This window comes from Pandoraea sp. PE-S2T-3, from assembly GCF_002179965.1.
Classification (GTDB): domain Bacteria; phylum Pseudomonadota; class Gammaproteobacteria; order Burkholderiales; family Burkholderiaceae; genus Pandoraea.
This window is the reverse complement of record NZ_NGUQ01000011.1, coordinates 24,147-44,237: the sequence shown is the minus strand read 5'-3', so window position 1 is coordinate 44,237 and position 20,091 is coordinate 24,147. Positions and strand designations below refer to the sequence as shown.

Genomic DNA, 20,091 nt, shown 5'->3' with positions numbered 1-20,091 from the left:
CGCATCGACAGTCACTGACCGCCGACCGCCGACCGCCGACCGCCGACCGCCGCCCCCGGCATCTGCATGGACGCAGACGCTACACAACCACTACAGCGAAGATACCCGCCCTCAGAGTCCGGCGAGCGCCGAGACGAGCCCCGGATTCTGTTGCACGAGCCGGATCAGGCACACTGCCTGAGCATTCGGCCGCGCACGGCCTTGTTCCCAGTTTTCCAGCGTGCGCGGATTGGTCCGCAAGTAATGCGCAAAGACATTGCGCGACATGCCCAGATGCTTGCGCAAGGCGAGCAGTTCTTCGGGAAACACTTCCAGCTTGGGTAACGGGGTACGCGGTAATTCTTTGATGTTGAGCGGCAAGTCCGCAGGGAGTCCGCTATTGACGTGCGTCGGCTCGGTGGGCGGTGGCGCGCCGGTGTCCTGCGTGAGCAGCCAGCGGAACGGATTGGAAGGCGTATTCGAGTAAGCCATAGTCCTGCCCGGTGTCAGTGGGTGAAAGTTAAGTGGAGAGCGTGCGCGGATGATGTGAGTCGCGCCAGGCTTGTGAAGTCAATCAAGCGGGACTGATTGCAACACAACGTCCGCTCGGGTGCTTTCACAAAACTCTCGTGGTTTTCGCGTCTGACACCTATCGAGTACTACGCACTCAGGTGATGCCTGAGTGCCGCAGAGTGGGTGCGCGGGCGCGGCACATGGCCGCAACCCGCCCCTTCAGCGCGTGCTCACACGCCGAGATAGGTCTGCAACTGGGTCATATCGCGACGCAGTCCGGCGGAGTCGCCCTGCCACGCCACACGGCCTTTGTCGACGATGTAGTGACGATCGCCCAGCTCCAGCATCGGTGCCAGATTCTTATCAATACAGAGAATCGACAGACCGCTGCCTTTGAGTTGCTTGAGGCATTGCCAGATTTCACCGCGAATGAGCGGCGCGAGGCCTTCCGTCGCCTCGTCGAGAATGAGCAATTTCGGATTCGTCATCAGCGCGCGCCCAATCGCGAGCATCTGCTGCTCACCGCCCGAGAGATTGCTGCCGAGATTTCTCTCGCGTTCGCGCAGGCGAGGGAACAGTTCGTAGATGCGCGCGAGCGTCCACGGCGAGCTGGCCCCGTGACGATTGCCCGCCGTTGCCACGAGATTTTCGCGCACGGTCAGCGTCGGGAAGATCTGACGGCCTTCGGGCACGAGTCCCATACCGGCGCGGGCAATGCGATGCGACGGGCTCGCGTGAATCGGCAGGCCGTCGAAAACGATCTCGCCCCGGGCTGGGCGCATGAGACCGGTGATCGACTTCACCGTGGTCGACTTGCCCATCCCGTTGCGCCCGAGCAGCGTGACGAACGCGCCGCGCTCGATATCGAGCTGCATGCCGAACAGTGCCTGACTCGCTCCGTAATACGACTCGACGCCGGCCAAAGACAACAGAGTGCTCATGCCGTCGCTCCCAGCATTTCGTTGCGGGTTTCGTCCCCGAGATAGGCTTCGCGCACGCCCGCATCGTTGCGGATCGTGTCGGCGTCGCCGCAGGCAATCGCGCGGCCGTAGACCAGCACCGTGATGCGATCGGCCAGTGCGAAGACGGCGTCCATATCGTGTTCGACGAGCACGATGCCGTAGTCGCCCTTGAGTTCGGCGAGCAGATGCGTCATCTGCTCCGATTCGGCTTGCGACATCCCCGCCATCGGTTCGTCCAGCAGCAGTAGTCGCGGTTGCCCGGCCAACGCCATGGCCAGTTCAAGTTGCCGATGCTCGCCGTGGGCGAGAGCGGATGCCGGGACATTCATGCGTGCCGCCAGCCCGGTGCGCGCCAGAATCTCGCGTGCGGGTTCGACGAGCGACGCCTGACGAATCGCCGGACGCCAGAACCCGAAGCTGTGCCCCTGCATCGCCTGCACGGCGACCAGCACGTTCTCGAGCGCGGTGAATTCGCGAAACACCGAGGTGATCTGATACGAACGGGCGAGACCGGCGCGTGCGCGTTGCTCGATCGGCATGCCGGTGATGTCGCGTCCGTCGAAATGGATCGACCCTTCGTCGGAGCGCAACTCCCCGGCCAACTGGCCGATGAGCGTGCTCTTGCCGGCACCGTTCGGTCCGATGATGGCGTGCAGCTCGCCGGGGGCAACGTCCAGACAGAAATGATCGGTGGCGGTGAGTCCGCCGTAGCGTTTGACCAGTTGGTCGACTTTGAGCAGGCTCATGCTTTGCCCTCCACCGCGCGTGCGCGGCGTGTCAGGCGTACTTGCAGGTCACCGAGCAAGCCATACAGGCCGCGTCGCGAGACCAGCACCGAGATCACGATCAGCGGGCCGAAGATGATCATCCAGTGCTCGGTCAGTCCTTTCAGGCCTTCTTCGATGAGCAGCATGGCAGTGCTGCCGAGCACCGGGCCGAAGAACGAGCCGAGCCCGCCCAGCACGACCATCACGATCAGTTCGCCCGACGCCGTCCACGCCATGTAGGCGGGCGAGACGAAGTGAGTGAGGTTGGCGTAAAGCATGCCGGCCACGCCGCACACCATCGCGCTGATGATGTAGGCCACGAGCTTGTAGCGCAGCGTCGGATAACCCAGCGCGCGCATGCGGCGGTCGTTCTGGCGGCTGCCGCGAATGACCATGCCGAAGCGTGCGTCGACCAGCCGGCGGCCTGCCCACACACACAGGCAAAGCACGGCGAAGGCCACGTAATACAGCACCGTCGGGTTATCGAGCGACACATTACCGAAGCGGCTGGCTGCGGCGACCGGCAGGCCGTCGTCGCCGCCGTACTGCTTCAGGCCCACGGCCAGGAAGTAAAACATCTGCGCGAAGGCGAGCGTAATCATGATGAACGCGATACCGGTCGTGCGCAGCGAGAGCAGGCCGGTGAGGGCACCGACGAGGGCGCACACCAGCAGCGTCACGCCCAGATGCACGAAGCCGTTGTCGATGCCGTGAAAACTCAGGATACCGACCACATAAGCGCCGAGCCCCAGATAGAGCGCATGGCCGAAGCTGACCATGCCGCCGTACCCAAGAATCAGATCGAGCGAGACGGCGGCGATGGCGAACACCACGATGCGGCCGAAGAGGGTGAGATAGAACGGCTGTTGCACGGCCGTCGCGTAAATGGGCACCAGCGCCAGAAAGGCCAGCAACAGCAGCGGCACGGCGGTGCGAAGATTCAGTTTCATTTCCATCGTCAACCGTGTTTGACCGGGAACAGGCCTTGCGGACGAACCGCGAGTACCGCGGCCATGACAAGGTAGATGAGCATCGAAGCGAGCGCGGGGCCGGCGGTGTCCGCCGTGCTGCGCTCCATCAGACTGCGAAGCAGCGTGGGCAATGCCGTGCGGCCGACCGTATCGACCACCCCGACGATGAGCGCCGCGAGAAACGCGCCGCGTACCGACCCGATGCCGCCGATCACGATCACCACCATCGTGAGAATCAGAATCGGCTCACCCATCCCCGGTTGCACTGAGAGAATCGGGCCCGCCATCAATCCGGCGATGCCCGCGAGAATCGCACCCAGCCCGAACAGCAGCGAGTTGAGCAGCACGATATTCACGCCGAGCGCGCCGACCATCTGCCGGTGCGTCGCCCCGGCACGAATCAGCATGCCGATGCGCGTGCGGTGAATCAGCAGATAGCAGCCGAGCGCGACGGCCAGCCCCACGAGAATGATGAGGAAGCGATACGCCGGGTATTGCAGGCCGAACAGATCGACGGTGCCGCCCAGCCACTCGGGCACTTCCATGTAATAGGGCGACGGGCCCCAGATCATGCGCGCCAGTTCGTTGAAGAACAGGATCAGACCGAACGTGGCGAGCACCTGATCGAGGTGATCGCGGTCATACAGCGTCTTGAGCGCCACGAATTCGACGATCAGGCCGATGATCAGCATGGCCGGAATGATCGCAATGGCGGCCAGCGCGAACGACCCCGTATGGTTGTAGACGGTGGCCGCGATAAACGCACCCATCATGTACAGCGAGCCATGCGCGAGGTTCACGAAGTTCATGATGCCGAACACGAGCGTGAGCCCGGCCGCCATCAGGAACAGCAGCACCCCGAGTTGCAGTCCGTTCAGGCACTGCATGATGAAGAGGGTGAGGCTCATTTGGCCTCCCCGTGATTCGTGGCTGCGCCCGCGCCGGCAAGCAATCCCATCTGACGGAAGATGGCCTGCGTAAGTGGGCTGGCGGGGTCGTTCAGCGTCAGCACGATATCGAAGTGATTGGTGCCGGGCATCGGCACGTACTCGCCGGTGAAGCCGCGCTCACGCCATGCCGCGAGGTAGTCCACGCTCTGGCGCTTGAACTCGGCCGTCTCGGTCTCGCCGTACGACACGACGATCGGGCAGCCGTGGGCGGGCAAGTGAAACTGCGGGCTGTTGCGCGTGGCATCGTCCGCGCTGAGCTTCATCCATTCGTTGATATGCGTGAACGGAATCGGCGTGAGATCGAACAGGCCCGAGAGCGGTGCGGCCCCGGCAATCACGTCTTCCGGCACGCCGTATTTGGCATGCCAGCCCTGCGCGAGCAACATGCCGGCGAGATGCCCGCCCGCCGAGCTGCCGCACACGTGAATGCGTTTCGGGGCGCCATGATGGGCCCCGATATGGCGATGCACCCACGCGAGCGCGCGGCGGGTCTGGTCGACGATGGTGTCGAGCGACGCGCCGGGGGCCAGCGTGTAGTTGACGGTGACGACGGTCGCTCCGGCCTGCGTGAACGCGGGCGCCATGTTGCTGGAGTCGCTCTTGTTCAGGGCGCGCCAGTAGCCGCCGTGCACGAAGAAGAACACGGGCGCGCCGGGCGTGGGGGCGGGGAAAATGTCGAGCGTCTCGTCGGGATGATCGCCGTAGGCGACGTCGAGGACGCAGGGAACCGTGGCGCGGGCGTGCGCGCTATCGGCGGCGTATTGCTTCAGGATGTCGAGGACGTTGGGCGTGGTGGCGCGGGCGTTGTACTCAACGTCCAGCTCGGCCTCGTCGAAATTGCGGTAGCGCTTCATAAACCCTCGTAGTGCTCAGGTAATGCTCAGCTGGTCCAGCGGATACGGGTCGTTCAGATGTGCGGGCCGTGCAGGAACAGTGCCGCCGGTGCAACGGCACCGGGGCACTTGCGTCCGCCCGTATGTGGCACGGGCGGTGTCACGAGATACGACGCAGACTTACGACTTGATCTTGCACTGCGCGGCCAGGTCGGCACGCGTCTGGATCTTGATCTGGCCCTTGGTCGCGAAGGCGGCACCGGCGCTGTCCTTGACGACATCCACGCGATAGAACTGCGCGATCGGGAACTGGTTGCTGGCAAACTTGAACGGGCCACGCACGGACGAGAAGTCGGCTTGCTTGAGCGCCGCGCGCAGGGCTTCGCGATCGGCCACGCTGCCCTTGGTCTTGGTGAGCGCCGAGTCGATCAGGTTGGCTGCGTCATACGACTGCGCGGCGTACATCGACGGCACGCGGTTGTATTTCTTCTGGAAGGCCGTGACGAACTGCTTGTTCTGCGCGTTGTCGAGGTCCGGCGAGTAGGGCGCGCTGGTAATCGCGCCCACGGCGAGTTCTTTCAGCGCAGGCAGGGTCGAGCCATCGATGGTCGACACGGAGATCAGCGGAATCTTGCCGAGCAGCCCGGCCTGACGGTATTGCTTGACGAAGTTCACGCCCATGCCGCCCGGGTAAAAGACATAGACGGCATCGGGTTTGGCCGCCTGCAACTGGGCGATTTCTGCCGAGTAGTCGGGCTGGTTGACCTGCGTGTACACCTCGTCGACGATCTGACCCTTGTAGTCGCGCTTGAAGCCGTTCACGGCGTCGCGTCCGGCCTGATAGTTCGGGGCCATGACATACATCTTCTTGTAGCCCAAGTCGCTCGAGAGCTGACCGCCGGCTTCATGCAACTCGTCGTTGTCCCACGAGGTGGAGAAGAAGTTCGGCGAGCATTGGGCGCCGGCAATCGGGGTCGGACCGGCGTTCGAGCCGACCATGACCACACCCGCGTTGGTCACGTTCTTGTGAATGGCCATCATCACGTTCGAGAACGTCACGCCGGTGATGATCGACACCTTGTCGCGCTCGACGAGCTTCTGCGCGGCCTGCACACCCACGTCGGGCTTGAGCTGGTCGTCTTCCTTGATCACTTGCACCGGCACGCCGCCCAGCTTGCCGCCCTTTTGCTCGACGGCGAGCATGAAGGCGTCGTACTGGTCCTGACCGAGCGCACCGCCCGGGCCGGAGAGCGTACCGATGAAGCCGATCTTGACCTCGGCATGCGCACCGCCGGCGGTGAGCAGTGCTGCGGCGGCGGCAATAGCGCCCAGGACTGCGATCGTTTTGCGTTGCGTGGTCTTCGTTCCCGTCATCATGGTCTCCAAACTAAGTTCCGGAACTGGCAAACACTGTGAGCAGAGGGTTCGTGCCGGGCGGCCTGAGCGCTTCTTCATGGCGGTCATCGTCAGCCGGGCACGTCGGTCATACGTAGGCGTTATTTCGATGTCTTACGTTAAATTGTTTAAGCATCAAATATTTCAGTGCCCAGCCTAAACGACGCCTATTACGTAGGCAAGCAATTTCAAAAACACCTCGGGAAAGCACCAGTTATAGCCCGAAGAACTCCCGGGCGTTGCCGGCCAGAATGCGTTCACGGGCGTGCGCGTCCAAGCCCGGCTGATCGGCCACCAGCTTGCCGATCTCCTGTTCGCCGAGCGGGAACGGGTGGTCCGAGCCGAGCATGACGCGCTCCACGCCCATCGTATCGACCAGCAGGCGCAGGGCGCGCGGGTCGAACACGGCGCTGTCCACGTAAAAACGGTCCAGATAATGAGACGGCGGATGCGGGCTGTCGGCGCGCACGATGTCGCGGCAATGCCACGCGTTCTCAGCGCGGCCCAGCAGGTAGGGGAAGCCGCCGCCGCCGTGAGCGAAGCACAGCTTGAGCGAGCGCGGCAGGCGCTCGAAGGCCCCCGAGAGAATCAGCGACAGGATGGAGAGTTGCGTCTCGGCCGGCATGGCCACGAGCCACGGCATCATCCATTTCTTCATGCGGCCGTCGGTCATCATGTCCCACGGGTGCACCAGCACGGGGATGTGCTCGTTGCCGCAGTGCCGCAAAAACGCCACCAGATGCTCGTCGTCGAGGTCTTTCGGCCCGAGGTGATTGCCGATCTGCACACCAACGTGGCCGGTGGCCTTGGCGCGCGACGCTTCGGCGCAGGCGAGATCGAGGTCTTGCAAGGGCACCTGCGCCATCGCCTTCAGGCGAGTGGGCGCGTAAGCGCAGTGCTCCAGCGCGAGATCGTTCATGCGCTGCACCCAGTCCATCACGGCATGGCCGTCGTAGCGATAGCCGAACATGATCGGCGTCGCGCAGACCACTTGCAGGTCGATCCCGTGGCGATCGAGTTCTTCGATGCGCAGCGCGGGGTCCCACAGCGCGCGATAGACCGGGCGGAAGGCCTTGTCGGCGAGCATGATGTTGCCGGTCTCGCCGTTCTCGTCAATGCGCAGCCACGGCGCGGTGGCGGCGTCCAGTCGTGCCGCTTCTTCCTGCGTGATACGCGGGAAGAAGTGGGCGTGCATGTCGATTTTCTTCATGAAGTGACTTGTTCTGTCGGGTAGTGGGCTGGGGGGCGAGGGCCGCGGGCAAATTGCGCCGCGTCAGGCAGCCGCCGGGGCCGATGCAGCGCGCCCCGGGTGGATCTCGCCGCAGCTCGGGCAACGGCGCAACGTTTCGCTGCCGTAGAACGCGTCGAACAGCGGCGGCAGGTCGGTCACGATGCTCTTCAATTGCACTTCGACGCGATGCACCTGCGTGCCGCACTTCAGGCAATACCACTCGAAACCGTCGAGCAGACCCGCCGGACGCTGGCGCTCGATGACCAGACACAGGCTGTCGGCCTCGGGGCGTTGCGGCGAATGGCGCACGTGCGGCGGCAGCAGGAAGATGTCGCCTTCCTTGAGATCGACGCGCTCTTCACGGCCATCGATCCAGAGCTTCAGCCACGCGTTGCCCTTGAACTGATAAAAGAATTCTTCGAGCGGATCGTCGTGATAGTCGGTGCGGTGGTTGGGGCCGCCGACCACGGTCACGATGAAATCGCTGTCCTGCCAGACTTGCTGGTTGCCGACCGGCGGCTTGAGCAGATGGGCATGCTCGTCGATCCAGCGCTGGAAATTGAAGGGTTTGCCGTACGTCAACATGCTGTCTCCCGAATCATGTCGCGTTGAGTTTATTTTGCGTCTGGCTCAGCGGGCGCGCGGCGAGTAGGCCACGCACTTGATCTCGATGAGCAGCAGCGGGTGCGGCAATTGGTGCACGGCCACGGTGGTGCGCGTGGGGCCGTTCTCGTCGAAGTATTCGCCGTACACCTCGTTATAGCCGCCGAAGTCGTTCATGTTCACGAGAAACGAGCCGACTTCCACCACATCGGCCAGCGTGGCGCCTTCGCTCGCGAGGATGTCGCGAATGTTCTCGATGACGGCGCGGGTCTGTTCGCGAATGTCGAGCTGGGTCACGCCGAGTGCATCGACCTGCGCACCGGCGTAGCTGTTGTCGGGCCGGCGCGAGCTGGTGCCCGAGACGAACAGGAAGTCGCCCGCGCGCTTGATGTGCGGGAATTTGCCGCGCGGCTTGGCCTTGCCCGCGACGACGCGGGCTTGCGTGTCTTGCGATTGCGTTGCGCTCATGGGTGACGCGTCTCCGTGTTTTTCCGTGTGCTTCTGTTGTCTTGTCAGCGTGCGGCGCACGGGCGCGGGGGTATCGACCCCCATCGATAGCCCCCGCGCCGTCGCCTCACATTGTCAGGTCAGAGTTTGATGCAGATGTTGGTGATTTCGGAATAGAAGTCGAGCGAGTGGCGCCCGCCTTCGCGCCCGAGCCCCGACAGCTTCACGCCACCGAACGGCGTGCGCAGGTCGCGCAGGAACCACGTGTTCACCCACACGAGACCCGTCTGGAACTGACGCGCCACACGGTGTGCGCGAGACAGGTTAGTCGTCCACACGCAGCCGGCCAGACCGTAGTCGCTGTCGTTCACGCGGCGGATGACTTCGTCTTCGCTGTCGAACGGCGAGACGTGGCACACCGGGCCGAAGATTTCTTCGCGCACGCAGCGTGCCGTGTCGGGCAGGCCGGTCCAGACGGTCGGCTGCACGAAGGCGCCTTCGTCGCGGGCGTCGCCGAACACGGGCACACCGCCGCCGGTGACGACGGTCGCGCCTTCTTCGACGGCCAGCTTGTAATAGGACAGCACTTTTTCACGATGCTTGCGCGAGACGAGCGGGCCCATCTGCACGCCTTGTGCGTCCGGGGCGTCGATGCGCAGGGCGGCGGCGCGCTCGGCCAGTGCGGCAACGAAACGCTCGTAGATCGGGCGCTCAACGTACACGCGCTCGGAGCACAGACAGACTTGGCCGGCGTTGGTGAACGACGAGCGCACCACGCCATCGACGGCGGCGTCGAAGTCGGCATCGGCGAACACGACGGCGGCGTTCTTGCCACCGAGTTCGAACGAGATTTCCTTCACACCATCGGCCACGGCTTTCATGATGGCGCTGCCCGTGCGCGATTCGCCGGTGAAGGTGATGGCGGCGACATCGGGGTGCTTGGTCAGGAATTCGCCCGCCGAGCTGGGGCCGAAGCCGTGCACGAGGTTGAACACGCCCGGCGGCACGCCCGCAGCGTCCATGACTTCGGCGAGCAACGTGGCCGACGACGGGGTTTCTTCCGACGGCTTGGTTACCACGCAATTGCCCATGGCGAGCGCCGGTGCGACTTTCCACGTGAAGAGCAGCAGCGGGAGGTTCCACGGCGAGATGATGCCGATGACGCCGAGCGGTTTGCGGGTGACGTAGTTCATCACGTCGCCGCCGTCGGCCGCGCGCATCTCGTACATCTCGGTGCCCGCCGTCTTGATCAGATCGGCAAACATGCGGAAGTTGGCGATGCCGCGTGCGATATCGAGCGTGCGGGCCTGTTCGACCGGACGGCCGGTGTCGGCGACTTCGGCGGCGACGAAATCGTCAAAGCGTGCCTGAATGCCGTCGGCGATGCGATGCAGCACGGCGGCGCGCTCGGCCGGGGTGGTCTTGCCCCACGGGCCTTCGTGCAGGGCACGGCGGGCGGCGGCGACGGCGCGGTCGACGATGGCAGCATCGGCTTCGCAAACCTTCGCGATGAGCCGGCCGTCGACCGGGCTCACGTTGTCGAACTGACGATCGGTGGCGATGAACGCACCATCCACGTAGTGCCGCAGCAGCGGCGGGGTCGCAAGGCTCACGAGGTCTCCAGATACATTAGTGTTTTGCGGGGCGGTGGCGCTTGGACGGCGTGTCGCGGGGAGCGTCACGCGGTGGCAGGCGATAGCCACCGCCAGATGTCCTCAAGTCTAGGCATCTGTCGATATAAAAAATAATGAAATCTATCGTGGTGTCTATTCCTTAGTGGAATATCGGCATCCTCCGCAAGGCGACTCGGTCCGAAAGCCGTCCGGCGAATGCCGACAGCGCTTGCCGGGGGGCGCGCAGAGAATTGGCGCTCTTTTCTCTTGGGCGGCCGACGACGGGGGCAGCTTGCGCTTCACGTTCCGAGGCTCAGGTGCCGCGTCGTAACCGTTCCTCTCGACTTGCCAGCATGAAACCTACCTGCTCTGTGGCGTCCGGCGCCGATCGCTTTTCTCCCTATTCGAGCCGCCGCCGTCCCGACGTCGCCAGTGTGTCGTCGCAGACGCACGACCTGCCAGCCGAGCGGCACACGCCGGCGTCAACCAACACCCGCGGCCTCGCGCGCCCTGATACCGCCACGCCGCCCGATGAAGCGACAATCCACCAACTGTTCGCCGAAGCCTTGGCCAGCGTGCTGCAATCGCACGTCGATATCGTCAGCCCGCGCTATCCGACGGTCAGCGTTGCCGCCAGAAACCGCGCCGACGTCGGCGTCTGGGTGATTCACTTCGCTACGCCCGAGGCGGCCGCGCTTCCTTGCCCTGCGCTTGCCCCGGCCCGCAGGTTGCATCTCACGCTCAGTCATTTCGATTTCGCGCAATCCGAAGTCAGACAACGCAGCGGCACCGTGCCCGAAGACCGGGCGCTCGCCTGGGCAGGCGCAGCGGCTCGACAGTGTCAACGCGTACGGGGCTCCCCAGGGCAAGGCGCCACGTCACCCGGCGAGGCCCCGTCGCGCTGGCATTGGCAGGTGGGGGAACTGCCACGACTGCGCAACGAGGACGTCGAGGCGTTTGAGCTGGACCTGTCCGGCTATCTGCAACGCCTGGTGCGTCCGCAGACGCCACCGCCGGTGCCGGTCTCTACCCGGGGGCGCACCACAGGTTCTACGGATTCGGTGGTTTCGGTCGCTTCAGAATTCGATCTCGGCGTATCCGGGGCACCCGACATCGCGTCGCTGGCGTCGTGTCCGGAGGGTATCCCGGCGTTTCACGCGTCTTCGCCAACGCTGATGCGAACCCGGGACGTCGCTCGCTACTTGTTTGCACGCCGGCGCTTCGCCCCTGCGCGTGATCTCTGGCGTGAGCTCAACGCGTGGGGCGTTCCCAAAACGGCGCTCGCAACGTTCCTGAACAACGATATGGGGAGTCGCACGCGTGTCGAGGAAGGACTTCGCGAACCCTGGAACGGGCGGCTGGTCTGTCTCGACGATCTCGTGGCGTGGGATGCAACGGCAGCGCATTACGACGTGCGAGAGGCCCGGACAACTGCGGCGTCTACGTTTGCCCAGTCGCGGCATATCGACTCGCGGCAGTTTGAAGAGATGACATCGATGATCGCTCTGCACGAGGTGATGGTCTTGCATGCACAGGGCAGGCCGCTTGAGAGTCTGCGTGACGAATGTATCGGTCTGGATATCTCTGTGATGCAGCGAGAGGCGTCGGCACCGCGCACCTATCTGCTGAGAATGCGCAGGACGCGCTTGCCGACGCGTGAAGCTGGCCCACGCTCAAACGCCATGCCATGAGAACCGCGCTCACCCCCTCGCTTCGCGCGTACCGCGATGTGTACTGGATCGAACGAACCGCCCGTCAGCCCCGCCCATCATGACTGGCCCGGGCGCGGGCTGCGCGCAGGTCGCGCGGGGTCCGGTCTTCGCCAATGGCGGCGGGCGGCAGGTCGGTATCGAGGCATTCCACCAGATGCGCGTTCAGCACGGCGGCGAGCCCTTCGCCGCCACGGCGCATCACGTAATTGTGGTTCCAGCGGAACAGCGGCTGGGCGAGCGGTGCCAGCTTGCTCATCCACGCGCGGTTCGTGCGCACGTCCCACCCGTATCGCACGGCGGTAATCGACCCCTCGGTGTCGAACCGCCACAGGCCGGTGCCTTCCGCGTCGCCGCTGGCTTCCACCCGGATTTCACGCATCGGTTCGAGGTGAGTGACCCGTGTGTCGAAGGTGAGCGAGTAGGGCAGTGCGCCGTGCCACGTCAGACGCCGCACGGCGCCCACGCCATCGGCCCCGCCGGAATCGAGCGTTTGGACTTCGCGCACGCAGGGCCACCAGCGGGCCCAGTGGTCGACGTCGCGAATGGTGTCCCAGACTTCTTCGAGCGGCGCAGTGAGCCGCCACAAGGTGAGGAAGTGATATTCGTTCATGGCCGATCCCGGTCGTAGTGGGTGGGGGTGCCGTCACGCCCGATGCAGGGGGAATTTCAGTATAGGTCGCATCCCCGGGCCTCGACGCCCGCTGCAACGGGCGGCCGGCTGTCATCAATTCATCACAATGTCTCCATAGAATCCCGGAGTGAAAACGTTTTCGTAAACGTTTACATTTACGCAAAAGCCGCTAACGGTCGATATTGCCCCAACGGGCCGATCCGCCGCGCGGCACCACAAGAGGAGACTTGGTTTGGCAGATATCCGGGATGTCGCGCAACGCGCGGGCTGTTCGATCGCCACCGTGTCACGTGCGCTCAATTCGCCGCAACTGGTGCGTCCGGAGACGCTTGCCCGTGTGCAGGCGGCTGCCGCCGAGTTGAAATTCCGCCCCAATGCGCTGGGCCGCCAGTTGCGCGGCGAGCGCACCGGCCTCATCGGGGTGATGTTGCCGACGCTGGGCAACCCGGTGTTTGCCGACTGTCTGGAAGGCATCGAAGCCGCCATCGACGGCACCGGCCGCCGTCTGTTGCTCGTCACCACCCAATACGACCCCGAGCGCGAGCGCAACGCCATCGAGACGCTGCTGCAACAGCGCGTGGACGGTCTGCTGCTCACCTTGGCCGACGCCGAACACAGCGCCCTCGTCGACGACCTCGCCGCAGAAGGCGTGGCCTGCCAACTGGTCTACAACGACGCCCCGAACCGGCCGTGTGTCTCGGTCGACAATCGCGCCGCCGCCGCGCAGGGCGTGGCCATGCTGATCGAGGCGGGCCATCGCGACATCGTCATGGTGACCGGGGCGCTGCATGCCTCGGACCGCGCCAAGCGCCGCTTTCTCGGCTATGGCGACGCGATGCAAGCCGCCGGGCTCACGCCGCTGCCGGCCTTCGAAATCGATTTCAACAGTGGTGCACGTGGCGAACGTGTGCGCGAGTGGCTGGCGCAGCGCGAGCGCGACGGCGCCCGCCCCACGGCGTTGTTCTGCTCGAACGATCTGCTGGCGCTCGGCGTGATGCGCGCGTTGCGCGAAGCCGGTCTGCGGGTGCCCGACGACATCTCCGTGCTCGGCTTCGACGGGCTGGCCGTGGGCGAACTGCTTTCGCCAACGCTCGCCACCGTGGTGCAGCCCAGCGTGGAGATTGGCCGGCACGCCGCGCAACGGCTGCTCGCCCAGATCGAGGGCCGGTCGCCCGGGGGCACTTCGCCCACGTCAGCGACGGCCGAGATGAGCCACGCGCTGATTCTGCCCCACACGATTCGCCGTGGCGGCACGGTGGCGCCGCCGCCACGTAAGTGACGGCGGGTTTCAAACCATAGGTTTCAGGCAGCACAGCAGTACAGCAACACGAGGTATTGACAAGGAAATTGGCCGGCGACTCGCTCCATCACGTTGTGGCAGAGAGCGCAGCGACGGCCGAGGCAATCAGGCATCAGGCCGCAAGGCCCGAATCGTCAACATCGACAGCAACGCAATACCGACCGCACTTACCCGGCAGCACGCGAGTGCCGCCAATGGTCAGACGCTCAGGAGCCCACAGAAATGAAGCTTTGGATCACCCGCGCCGCCCGCACGCTGGCGCTTTTCACCCTGCTCGGCGCTGGCGCCGCGCACGCCCAGCAGACGGCAATCTGCTACAACTGCCCGCCGGAATGGGCGGACTGGGCCGGTCAGGTCAAGGCCATTGCGCAAGACACCGGCATTCGTGTGCCGCTCGACAACAAGAACTCCGGCCAGGCCGTTGCGCAGATGATCGCGGAACAGAAGGCGCCGGTGGCCGACATCGTCTACCTCGGCATCACCTCGGCGATCGAAGCTGGCAAGAAGGGCTTGCTTGCCCCGTACAAGCCGGCCCATTGGGATCAGGTGCCGGCAAACCTCAAGGATCCGAACGGCCTGTGGACGACCATCCACTCAGGCACGGTCGGCTTCTTCGTGAACCGCGATGCGCTGGAAGGCAAGCCGGTACCGCGTTCGTGGGCCGACCTGCTCAAGCCGGAATATCGCGGCATGGTGGGCTATCTGGACCCGAGCAGCGCCTTCGCCGGCTACGCCGCAGCGATTGCCGCCAATCAGGCACTGGGCGGCTCGATGGACAACTTCGCCCCGGCCATCAGCTTCTTCCAGAAGCTCAAGGCCAACGCGCCGATCGTGCCGAAGCAGACGGCCTACGCGCGCGTGCTCTCGGGTGAGATCCCCATCCTGATCGACTTCGACTTCAACGCCTATCGCGCCATCTACAAGGACCGCGCCAACGTGCAGTTCGTGATCCCGATGGAAGGCACCGTGTCGCTGCCGTACGTGATCGCGCTCGTGAAGAACGCTCCGCACGCGGACAACGGCAAGAAGGTCATCGACTACACGCTCTCGGACAAGGGCCAGGCGCATTGGTCGCAGGCGTTCCTGCGTCCGGTGCGTGCCAGCACGATGCCGGCCGACGTGGCGGCCAAGTTCCTGCCGGCGACCGACTACGCCCGTGTGAAGCCGGTTGACCTTCAGAAGCTTGCCGATCAGCAGGATGCATTCGGTCAGCAATATCTGAAGAACGTGCGCTAAGCACGACTTACGGGACTGAGGAAGAGGAACGAGACGATGCGTGACCTGACCCTGCCGCGCGCTTGGCGCGTGGCACTCCTGCTGCCTGCACTGGCGGTGTTTCTGGCCTTCTGGCTGTTGCCGATGGCCGCGCTCGTGCAGGTCAGCGGCGACGGTCACGCGTTCGAGACCTATCGCGCCATTCTTACCAACGCGCGCTATCTCGACAGCCTGTGGCAGACGGTCGTGCTCTCGGCACTGGTCACGCTTGCCACGCTCGCGTTGTCGCTCGTCGCGGGCCTCTTTCTCACCCGGCATGACTTCGCGGGCAAATCGATCCTCGTGTCGATGCTCACGTTGCCGCTGGCGTTCCCCGGCGTGGTGGTCGGTTTCATGGTCATCATGCTGGCGGGCCGTCAGGGGCTGATCGGCGATCTGACGCTCAAGCTCGTCGGTCACAAGCTGGTGTTTGCGTATTCGCTGGCCGGGCTGTTCCTCGGCTATCTCTATTTCTCGATTCCGCGCGTGATCCTCGCGGTGATGGCCGCTGCGGAGTCGCTCGATCATTCGCTCTCGGAAGCCGCATCGTCGCTCGGCGCCGGGCCGTTTGCGATTCTGCGTGACGTTACGTTGCCGGCGCTGGCGCCTGCGCTGATCGCTTCGGGCGCGATGTGTTTCGCGACCTCGGTCGGTGCGTTCGGTACCGCGTTCACGCTCGCGACCGACATCGACGTGTTGCCGATGACGATCTATACCGAGTTCACGCTCAACGCGAATGTGGCGACGGCGGCGGCGCTCTCGGTGATTCTCGGCATCGTCACGTGGGCCGTGCTGATGCTCGCGCGTAATTTCGCCGGGCAGACGGTTGCCGCCGGAGGCTGATCCCCATGCTCAAGAAAACCCTTTTCACGCTGCAACTGCTGCTCACGCTGCTGATGTGCGCGTTCCTGCTGGTGCCGGTCGGGATGTCGGTGCTTGCCGGCTTGTCGGTCAATTACTTCCGCGGCCCGTCGGCCGGTCTCACGTTCAAGTGGGTGATTCAGGTCTGGCAGGACTATCACGACGCCATTCTCAACTCGCTGTACGTGGGTGCTGCCACGCTCATTCTCGTGACGCTGCTCGGCGTGCCGGCGGGCTACGTGCTGGCGCGCTGGAATAGCCGCATGGCCCGCTGGATCGAAGAACTGCTGACGCTGCCGATTGCCCTGCCGGGGCTGGCCAGTGCGCTGGCGTTGATCAGCGTGTATGGCGGCATGCGCGACTTCCGCCAGAGCCTCGCGTTCATCGTGGTGGGTCACGTGATCTTCACGCTGCCGTTCATGGTGCGTGCCGTGGCGGCCGCGTGCGCCGATTCGCGCATCAAGCTGATGGAAGAGGGCGCGGCGAGTCTCGGCGCGACCTTCCTGCGCCGCTTCATGACGGTAGTGCTGCCCAATATCCGCAGCGAGATCGTGGCGGCGGCGCTCATCGTGGTGACACTCTCGCTCGGCGAATTCAACCTGACGTGGATGCTGCACACGCCCGATACCAAGACGCTGCCCGTGGGGCTGGCAGACGCGTATGCGTCGCTGCGTCTGGAGATCGGCAGCGCCTACACGGCGGTGTTTTCGTGCTGATCGTGCCGCTGCTCGTCGTCATGCAGATGACGGCGCAGCGCGCCAAGGTTCGCAATGCGCGCGGCCGCACTTGATGCGCACACGCACAAACACACGCACGCGCCATTGCACACAAAGCATGCCAAGGAAATTGCGATGAAACTGACTTCAATTCCGATCCATCTCGAACGCTGTGCCAAGACGTTCAACGGCAACACGGTGTTGCAGCCGCTCGATCTGACGATCGGCGCAGGCGAGACGCTGGTGCTGCTCGGCCCGTCGGGCTGCGGCAAGACCACCACGCTGCGCATGATTGCGGGCCTTGAGCGCCCCGACGCGGGCGGTCGCGTGCGCTTCGGCGATGAAGACGTGACCCGTCTGGCGATCGAAAAGCGCCGCGTGGGTATGGTCTTCCAGAACTACGCGTTGTTCCCCAACTTCACGGTGCGCGGCAATGTCGCCTATGGGCTGAAGCTGCGCGGGCTGCCGTCGGCACAGGTCGACAAGCGCGTGGACGAATTGCTCGACCTCGTGCATCTGACGCCCTACGCCGACCGCGCCATTGCGCAACTCTCGGGCGGTCAGAAGCAACGTGTGGCGCTGGCCCGTGCGCTGGCGCCGGAACCACGCGTGTTGCTGCTCGACGAACCGCTCACCGCACTGGACGCGAAGCTGCGCGAAACCGTGCGCGCCGATATGGACCGGCTGCTGCGTGGTTTGGGTGTGACGACGGTGTATGTCACGCACGATCAGGACGAAGCGATGGCGCTGGGCGATCGCATCGTGGTGATGAGTGCCGGGCGTATCGAACAGATCGGCGCGCCGCGCGACATCTATTACCAACCGGCGTCGCGCCACGTGGCGAACTTCGTCGGCACGCTCAATCGCATTGCCGGAGTGTGGCGCGAGGGGCACTTCCATACGGAAGGCGGACGGCTGGCTTGTCCCGACGTGCGCGCCGATGCGCAGGAACTGTATTTCCGCCCGGAAGACGCCATTGTGGTGCCGCCGGTCGATGCACCGCTCGTCGGCAAAATCGAAGCCGTGCAATTCCTCGGCGACCGCACGCGCCTCACCGTCGGTGGTGTGTCACCGGCGGGCGCCGTGCTGGTAGAAGTTTCGAGCCGTCGCGAATGCCGCGTCGGCGACCCGGTAGGCCTGTCGTTGCCTGCCGCTCATGTCTTTACGCTTCACGGATAACCCGCTCATGCTGTTCGCGCAAATCAGCGATCTTCACATCAAACGGCCCGGCAAACTGGCCTATCGGCGTGTGGATACCGCCGCCTATCTCGAGCGCTGTGTGGCGCGCCTGAATGCGCTCGTGCCGCGCCCCGACTTCGTGGTGCTCACGGGCGATCTGGTCGACTTCGGCGCTCGCGAAGAATACGAACATCTGCGCCGTCTGCTCACGCCGCTCGCGATGCCGTACTACCTCGTCATCGGCAATCACGACGGCCGCGACGCGTTGCGTGAGGTGTTTCCGGAGCACACGTATCTCGGCAAGCCGGGCGCGTTCGTGCAGTACACCGCGATGTTTGGGCCGCTGCGGCTGGTGGCGCTCGACACGCAAGACCCGCCTAATGGTGGCGGCCGACTGTGCGACGAGCGGCTCGACTGGCTTGAAGCGACGCTGGCCGCCGATACGGCGACGCCGACGGTGATCGCCATGCATCATCCGCCATTCGATTGCGGCATCGAGCATATGGACGTGCAGGCGCTGGACGCGGGCGATGCTGCCAAGCTGGCCGCTGTCGTGCGCCGCTTCGATAACGTGGAACGACTCATCTGCGGCCACGTGCATCGTCCGATTCACACGCGCTTTGCCGGCACCATCGCCAGCGTGTGCCCGTCGCCCGCGCATCAGGTCGCCCTCGACCTGCGCGAGGGCGGTCCGTCTGCGTGGGTGCTCGACCCGCCTGCGTTCCAGTTGCACCGGTACACGCCGCAAAGCGGGCTCGTGTCGCACCTTGGCTTCGTCGACGATGCCGGTGGCACGCACCCGTTCTACGACGCGGCTGGCAAACTGATCGACTGAGATCAGCCCAGATCGAGCGCTTCCGGACCGAACACTTCGCGATGGATGCGCTCGGCAGGCACGCCCTGATCGCGCAGCGCACGCCATTGCGTCTGCATGAACGGGGTGGGGCCGCACAGCAGGTAGTCGGCGCCCTCGGGCAGCGGCAGCCGGGTTACGTCCATGCGCCCGGCGAAGGTGTAGTCAGTGCCTTCGCGCTCACTCGCCAGCGGCGTCTCGAAGAACGTGGCGACGCGCAGATGCGGCAATTGCGTACCGGCGTGCAGCCATTGACGACGCAGTGCCACGTGGGCAGTGTTACGTGCCGCGTGAGCAAACACGATCTCGCGGCGCGAGCCGTTGGCCGCCAGCGTGGCGAGCATCGACATCATCGGCGTGATACCGACGCCGGCACTCAACAGCACCAGCGGATGGGCGGCGTCCAGCGTCGTCGTGAATTCGCCATACGCCGGGCTCACCTGAATGCGATCGCCTGCCTTCAGATTGGCGTGCAGCCAGTTCGAAACTTGTCCGGCCGGTTTGCCGTTCGACGCATCTTCGCGCTTGACGGTAATGCGCCAGTGCGGCGCGGTGGGCGTATCCGACAGGCTGTACTGGCGGCGCTGACGCAGGCCGTCCGGCAGCGTGACGGCCACGCTCACATATTGTCCCGGCACGAACTCGCCCGGCGACGTCCCTTCCGGTGTTTGCAGATAGTACGAAACGATGTGCTCGGTCTCGCGATCGACGTCGGTCACGACCAGCTCGCGCAGCGCGCCCAGCGGTGCCTGCGTGCGCTCCGAGAGACGCGCCTCGGCTGCGATCAATTCCCCCGCCAGCAGCCAGTACGCTTCGTCCCACGCGGCGATCAACTCAGGCGTCGCGGCGTCGCCCAGTACGTCCTTGATGGCGGCCAGCAGATAGCGGCCAACGATGGGGTAGTGCGCGGGCGTGATGCCGACCGAGACGTGCTTGTGAACGATGCGCTCCATCACGGGCGCCAGCGCGGCAGCGTTGTCGATGTTGGCCGCGTAGGCAAACACCGCAGACGCGAGCGATTGCTGTTGCGCGCCGCTCGCCTGATTCCCCATGTTGAAGAGATCGCGCAGTTCGGGATGTGCCTCGAACATGCTGGCGTAGAAATGTCGCGTGATGGCGAGTCCGTGGTCGCGCAGCACCGGGACGCTGGCGTCGATATACGGGCGGGAAGCAGCGGAAAGCATGGGGCACACTCCGAAGTGTTATGAGTTCTGTTTCGGGCGCGACGCTGAGGGCTCTCGGACGTCGCGCACCACGGAGTGATTATAAGATGCAAATAAAATACATCTTTAAGGGTGCGCCCAAATGCCGCATCTCAGCG

General features: G+C 64.6%; 19 protein-coding genes and 1 pseudogene. 7 read left to right on the top strand and 13 right to left on the bottom strand.

Annotated features, from left to right (window positions below):
- Positions 1–111: 111 nt before the first annotated feature.
- From CDV46_RS27370 to CDV46_RS07495, 11 genes are all read right to left on the bottom strand, one after another.
- Positions 112–471, bottom strand: a complete 360-nt coding sequence (locus CDV46_RS27370; RefSeq protein WP_249277390.1) for a helix-turn-helix domain-containing protein — start codon at positions 469–471, stop codon at positions 112–114.
- 251 nt (positions 472–722) lie between these two features.
- Positions 723–1,433: an ABC transporter ATP-binding protein gene (locus CDV46_RS07540; RefSeq protein ID WP_087722229.1), complete on the bottom strand. Its 711-nt coding sequence runs from the start codon at positions 1,431–1,433 to the stop codon at positions 723–725.
- Positions 1,430–2,200: an ABC transporter ATP-binding protein gene (locus CDV46_RS07535; RefSeq protein WP_087686666.1), complete on the bottom strand. Its 771-nt coding sequence runs from the start codon at positions 2,198–2,200 to the stop codon at positions 1,430–1,432. Before CDV46_RS07535 ends, CDV46_RS07540 begins: the two co-directional genes overlap by 4 nt.
- A complete protein-coding gene (locus tag CDV46_RS07530; RefSeq protein WP_087722306.1) occupies positions 2,197–3,171 on the bottom strand; it encodes a branched-chain amino acid ABC transporter permease in 975 nt (324 codons plus the stop codon). Before CDV46_RS07530 ends, CDV46_RS07535 begins: the two co-directional genes overlap by 4 nt.
- An 8-nt stretch (positions 3,172–3,179) precedes the next feature.
- Positions 3,180–4,100, bottom strand: a complete 921-nt coding sequence (locus CDV46_RS07525) for a branched-chain amino acid ABC transporter permease (RefSeq protein WP_058377798.1) — start codon at positions 4,098–4,100, stop codon at positions 3,180–3,182.
- The gene (locus CDV46_RS07520) at positions 4,097–4,996 is read right to left on the bottom strand and encodes an alpha/beta hydrolase (protein ID WP_087722228.1); all 900 of its coding nucleotides are present in this window, start codon (positions 4,994–4,996) and stop codon (positions 4,097–4,099) included. Before CDV46_RS07520 ends, CDV46_RS07525 begins: the two co-directional genes overlap by 4 nt.
- A 159-nt stretch (positions 4,997–5,155) precedes the next feature.
- Positions 5,156–6,349: an ABC transporter substrate-binding protein gene (locus tag CDV46_RS07515; protein ID WP_087686668.1), complete on the bottom strand. Its 1,194-nt coding sequence runs from the start codon at positions 6,347–6,349 to the stop codon at positions 5,156–5,158.
- Between the two features lie 235 nt (positions 6,350–6,584).
- Positions 6,585–7,580 carry an amidohydrolase family protein gene (locus tag CDV46_RS07510; RefSeq protein ID WP_058377801.1) on the bottom strand — a complete coding sequence of 332 codons (996 nt, stop codon included), beginning with the start codon at positions 7,578–7,580 and terminating at the stop codon, positions 6,585–6,587.
- A 63-nt stretch (positions 7,581–7,643) separates the two neighbouring features.
- Positions 7,644–8,186: a 3-hydroxyanthranilate 3,4-dioxygenase gene (locus CDV46_RS07505; RefSeq protein ID WP_087722227.1), complete on the bottom strand. Its 543-nt coding sequence runs from the start codon at positions 8,184–8,186 to the stop codon at positions 7,644–7,646.
- Between the two features lie 45 nt (positions 8,187–8,231).
- Entirely contained in the window at positions 8,232–8,672 is a 441-nt protein-coding gene (locus CDV46_RS07500; RefSeq protein WP_058377803.1) for a RidA family protein, read from the bottom strand.
- A 119-nt stretch (positions 8,673–8,791) separates the two neighbouring features.
- Complete coding sequence (locus CDV46_RS07495; protein ID WP_087722226.1) at positions 8,792–10,264, bottom strand: 2-hydroxymuconic semialdehyde dehydrogenase; 1,473 nt, start codon at positions 10,262–10,264, stop codon at positions 8,792–8,794.
- Positions 10,265–10,617: 353 nt separating this feature from the next.
- Here CDV46_RS07495 and CDV46_RS07490 point away from each other — a divergent pair, with 353 nt between their 5' ends.
- Positions 10,618–11,955, top strand: coding sequence for a hypothetical protein (locus tag CDV46_RS07490; protein WP_140413318.1), 1,338 nt, complete (start codon positions 10,618–10,620; stop codon positions 11,953–11,955).
- Between the two features lie 64 nt (positions 11,956–12,019).
- On the opposite strand, the gene CDV46_RS07485 is transcribed toward CDV46_RS07490, so the two are convergent.
- On the bottom strand, positions 12,020–12,586 hold the full coding sequence (locus CDV46_RS07485; protein WP_087686672.1) for an SRPBCC family protein: 567 nt from the start codon (positions 12,584–12,586) through the stop codon (positions 12,020–12,022).
- A 253-nt stretch (positions 12,587–12,839) separates the two neighbouring features.
- Here CDV46_RS07485 and CDV46_RS07480 point away from each other — a divergent pair, with 253 nt between their 5' ends.
- The 6 genes and pseudogenes from CDV46_RS07480 to CDV46_RS07455 all read left to right on the top strand — a co-directional run bounded on the left by CDV46_RS07480 (position 12,840) and on the right by CDV46_RS07455 (position 18,752).
- The gene (locus CDV46_RS07480) at positions 12,840–13,886 is read left to right on the top strand and encodes a LacI family DNA-binding transcriptional regulator (RefSeq protein WP_087722224.1); all 1,047 of its coding nucleotides are present in this window, start codon (positions 12,840–12,842) and stop codon (positions 13,884–13,886) included.
- A gap of 243 nt (positions 13,887–14,129) precedes the next feature.
- Complete coding sequence (locus CDV46_RS07475) at positions 14,130–15,143, top strand: extracellular solute-binding protein (RefSeq protein ID WP_058377808.1); 1,014 nt, start codon at positions 14,130–14,132, stop codon at positions 15,141–15,143.
- Between the two features lie 36 nt (positions 15,144–15,179).
- Entirely contained in the window at positions 15,180–16,004 is an 825-nt protein-coding gene (locus tag CDV46_RS07470; protein ID WP_058377809.1) for an ABC transporter permease, read from the top strand.
- Positions 16,001–16,812: pseudogene (locus tag CDV46_RS07465) on the top strand (ABC transporter permease). Before CDV46_RS07470 ends, CDV46_RS07465 begins: the two are co-directional and overlap by 4 nt.
- 61 nt (positions 16,813–16,873) lie before the next feature.
- On the top strand, positions 16,874–17,917 hold the full coding sequence (locus CDV46_RS07460; protein WP_087687196.1) for an ABC transporter ATP-binding protein: 1,044 nt from the start codon (positions 16,874–16,876) through the stop codon (positions 17,915–17,917).
- A gap of 7 nt (positions 17,918–17,924) precedes the next feature.
- On the top strand, positions 17,925–18,752 hold the full coding sequence (locus CDV46_RS07455) for a phosphodiesterase (protein WP_087722223.1): 828 nt from the start codon (positions 17,925–17,927) through the stop codon (positions 18,750–18,752).
- Between the two features lie 2 nt (positions 18,753–18,754).
- Here CDV46_RS07455 and CDV46_RS07450 read toward each other — a convergent pair whose 3' ends face one another.
- A complete protein-coding gene (locus tag CDV46_RS07450; RefSeq protein WP_087722222.1) occupies positions 18,755–19,954 on the bottom strand; it encodes a globin domain-containing protein in 1,200 nt (399 codons plus the stop codon).
- Positions 19,955–20,091 lie beyond the last annotated feature (137 nt).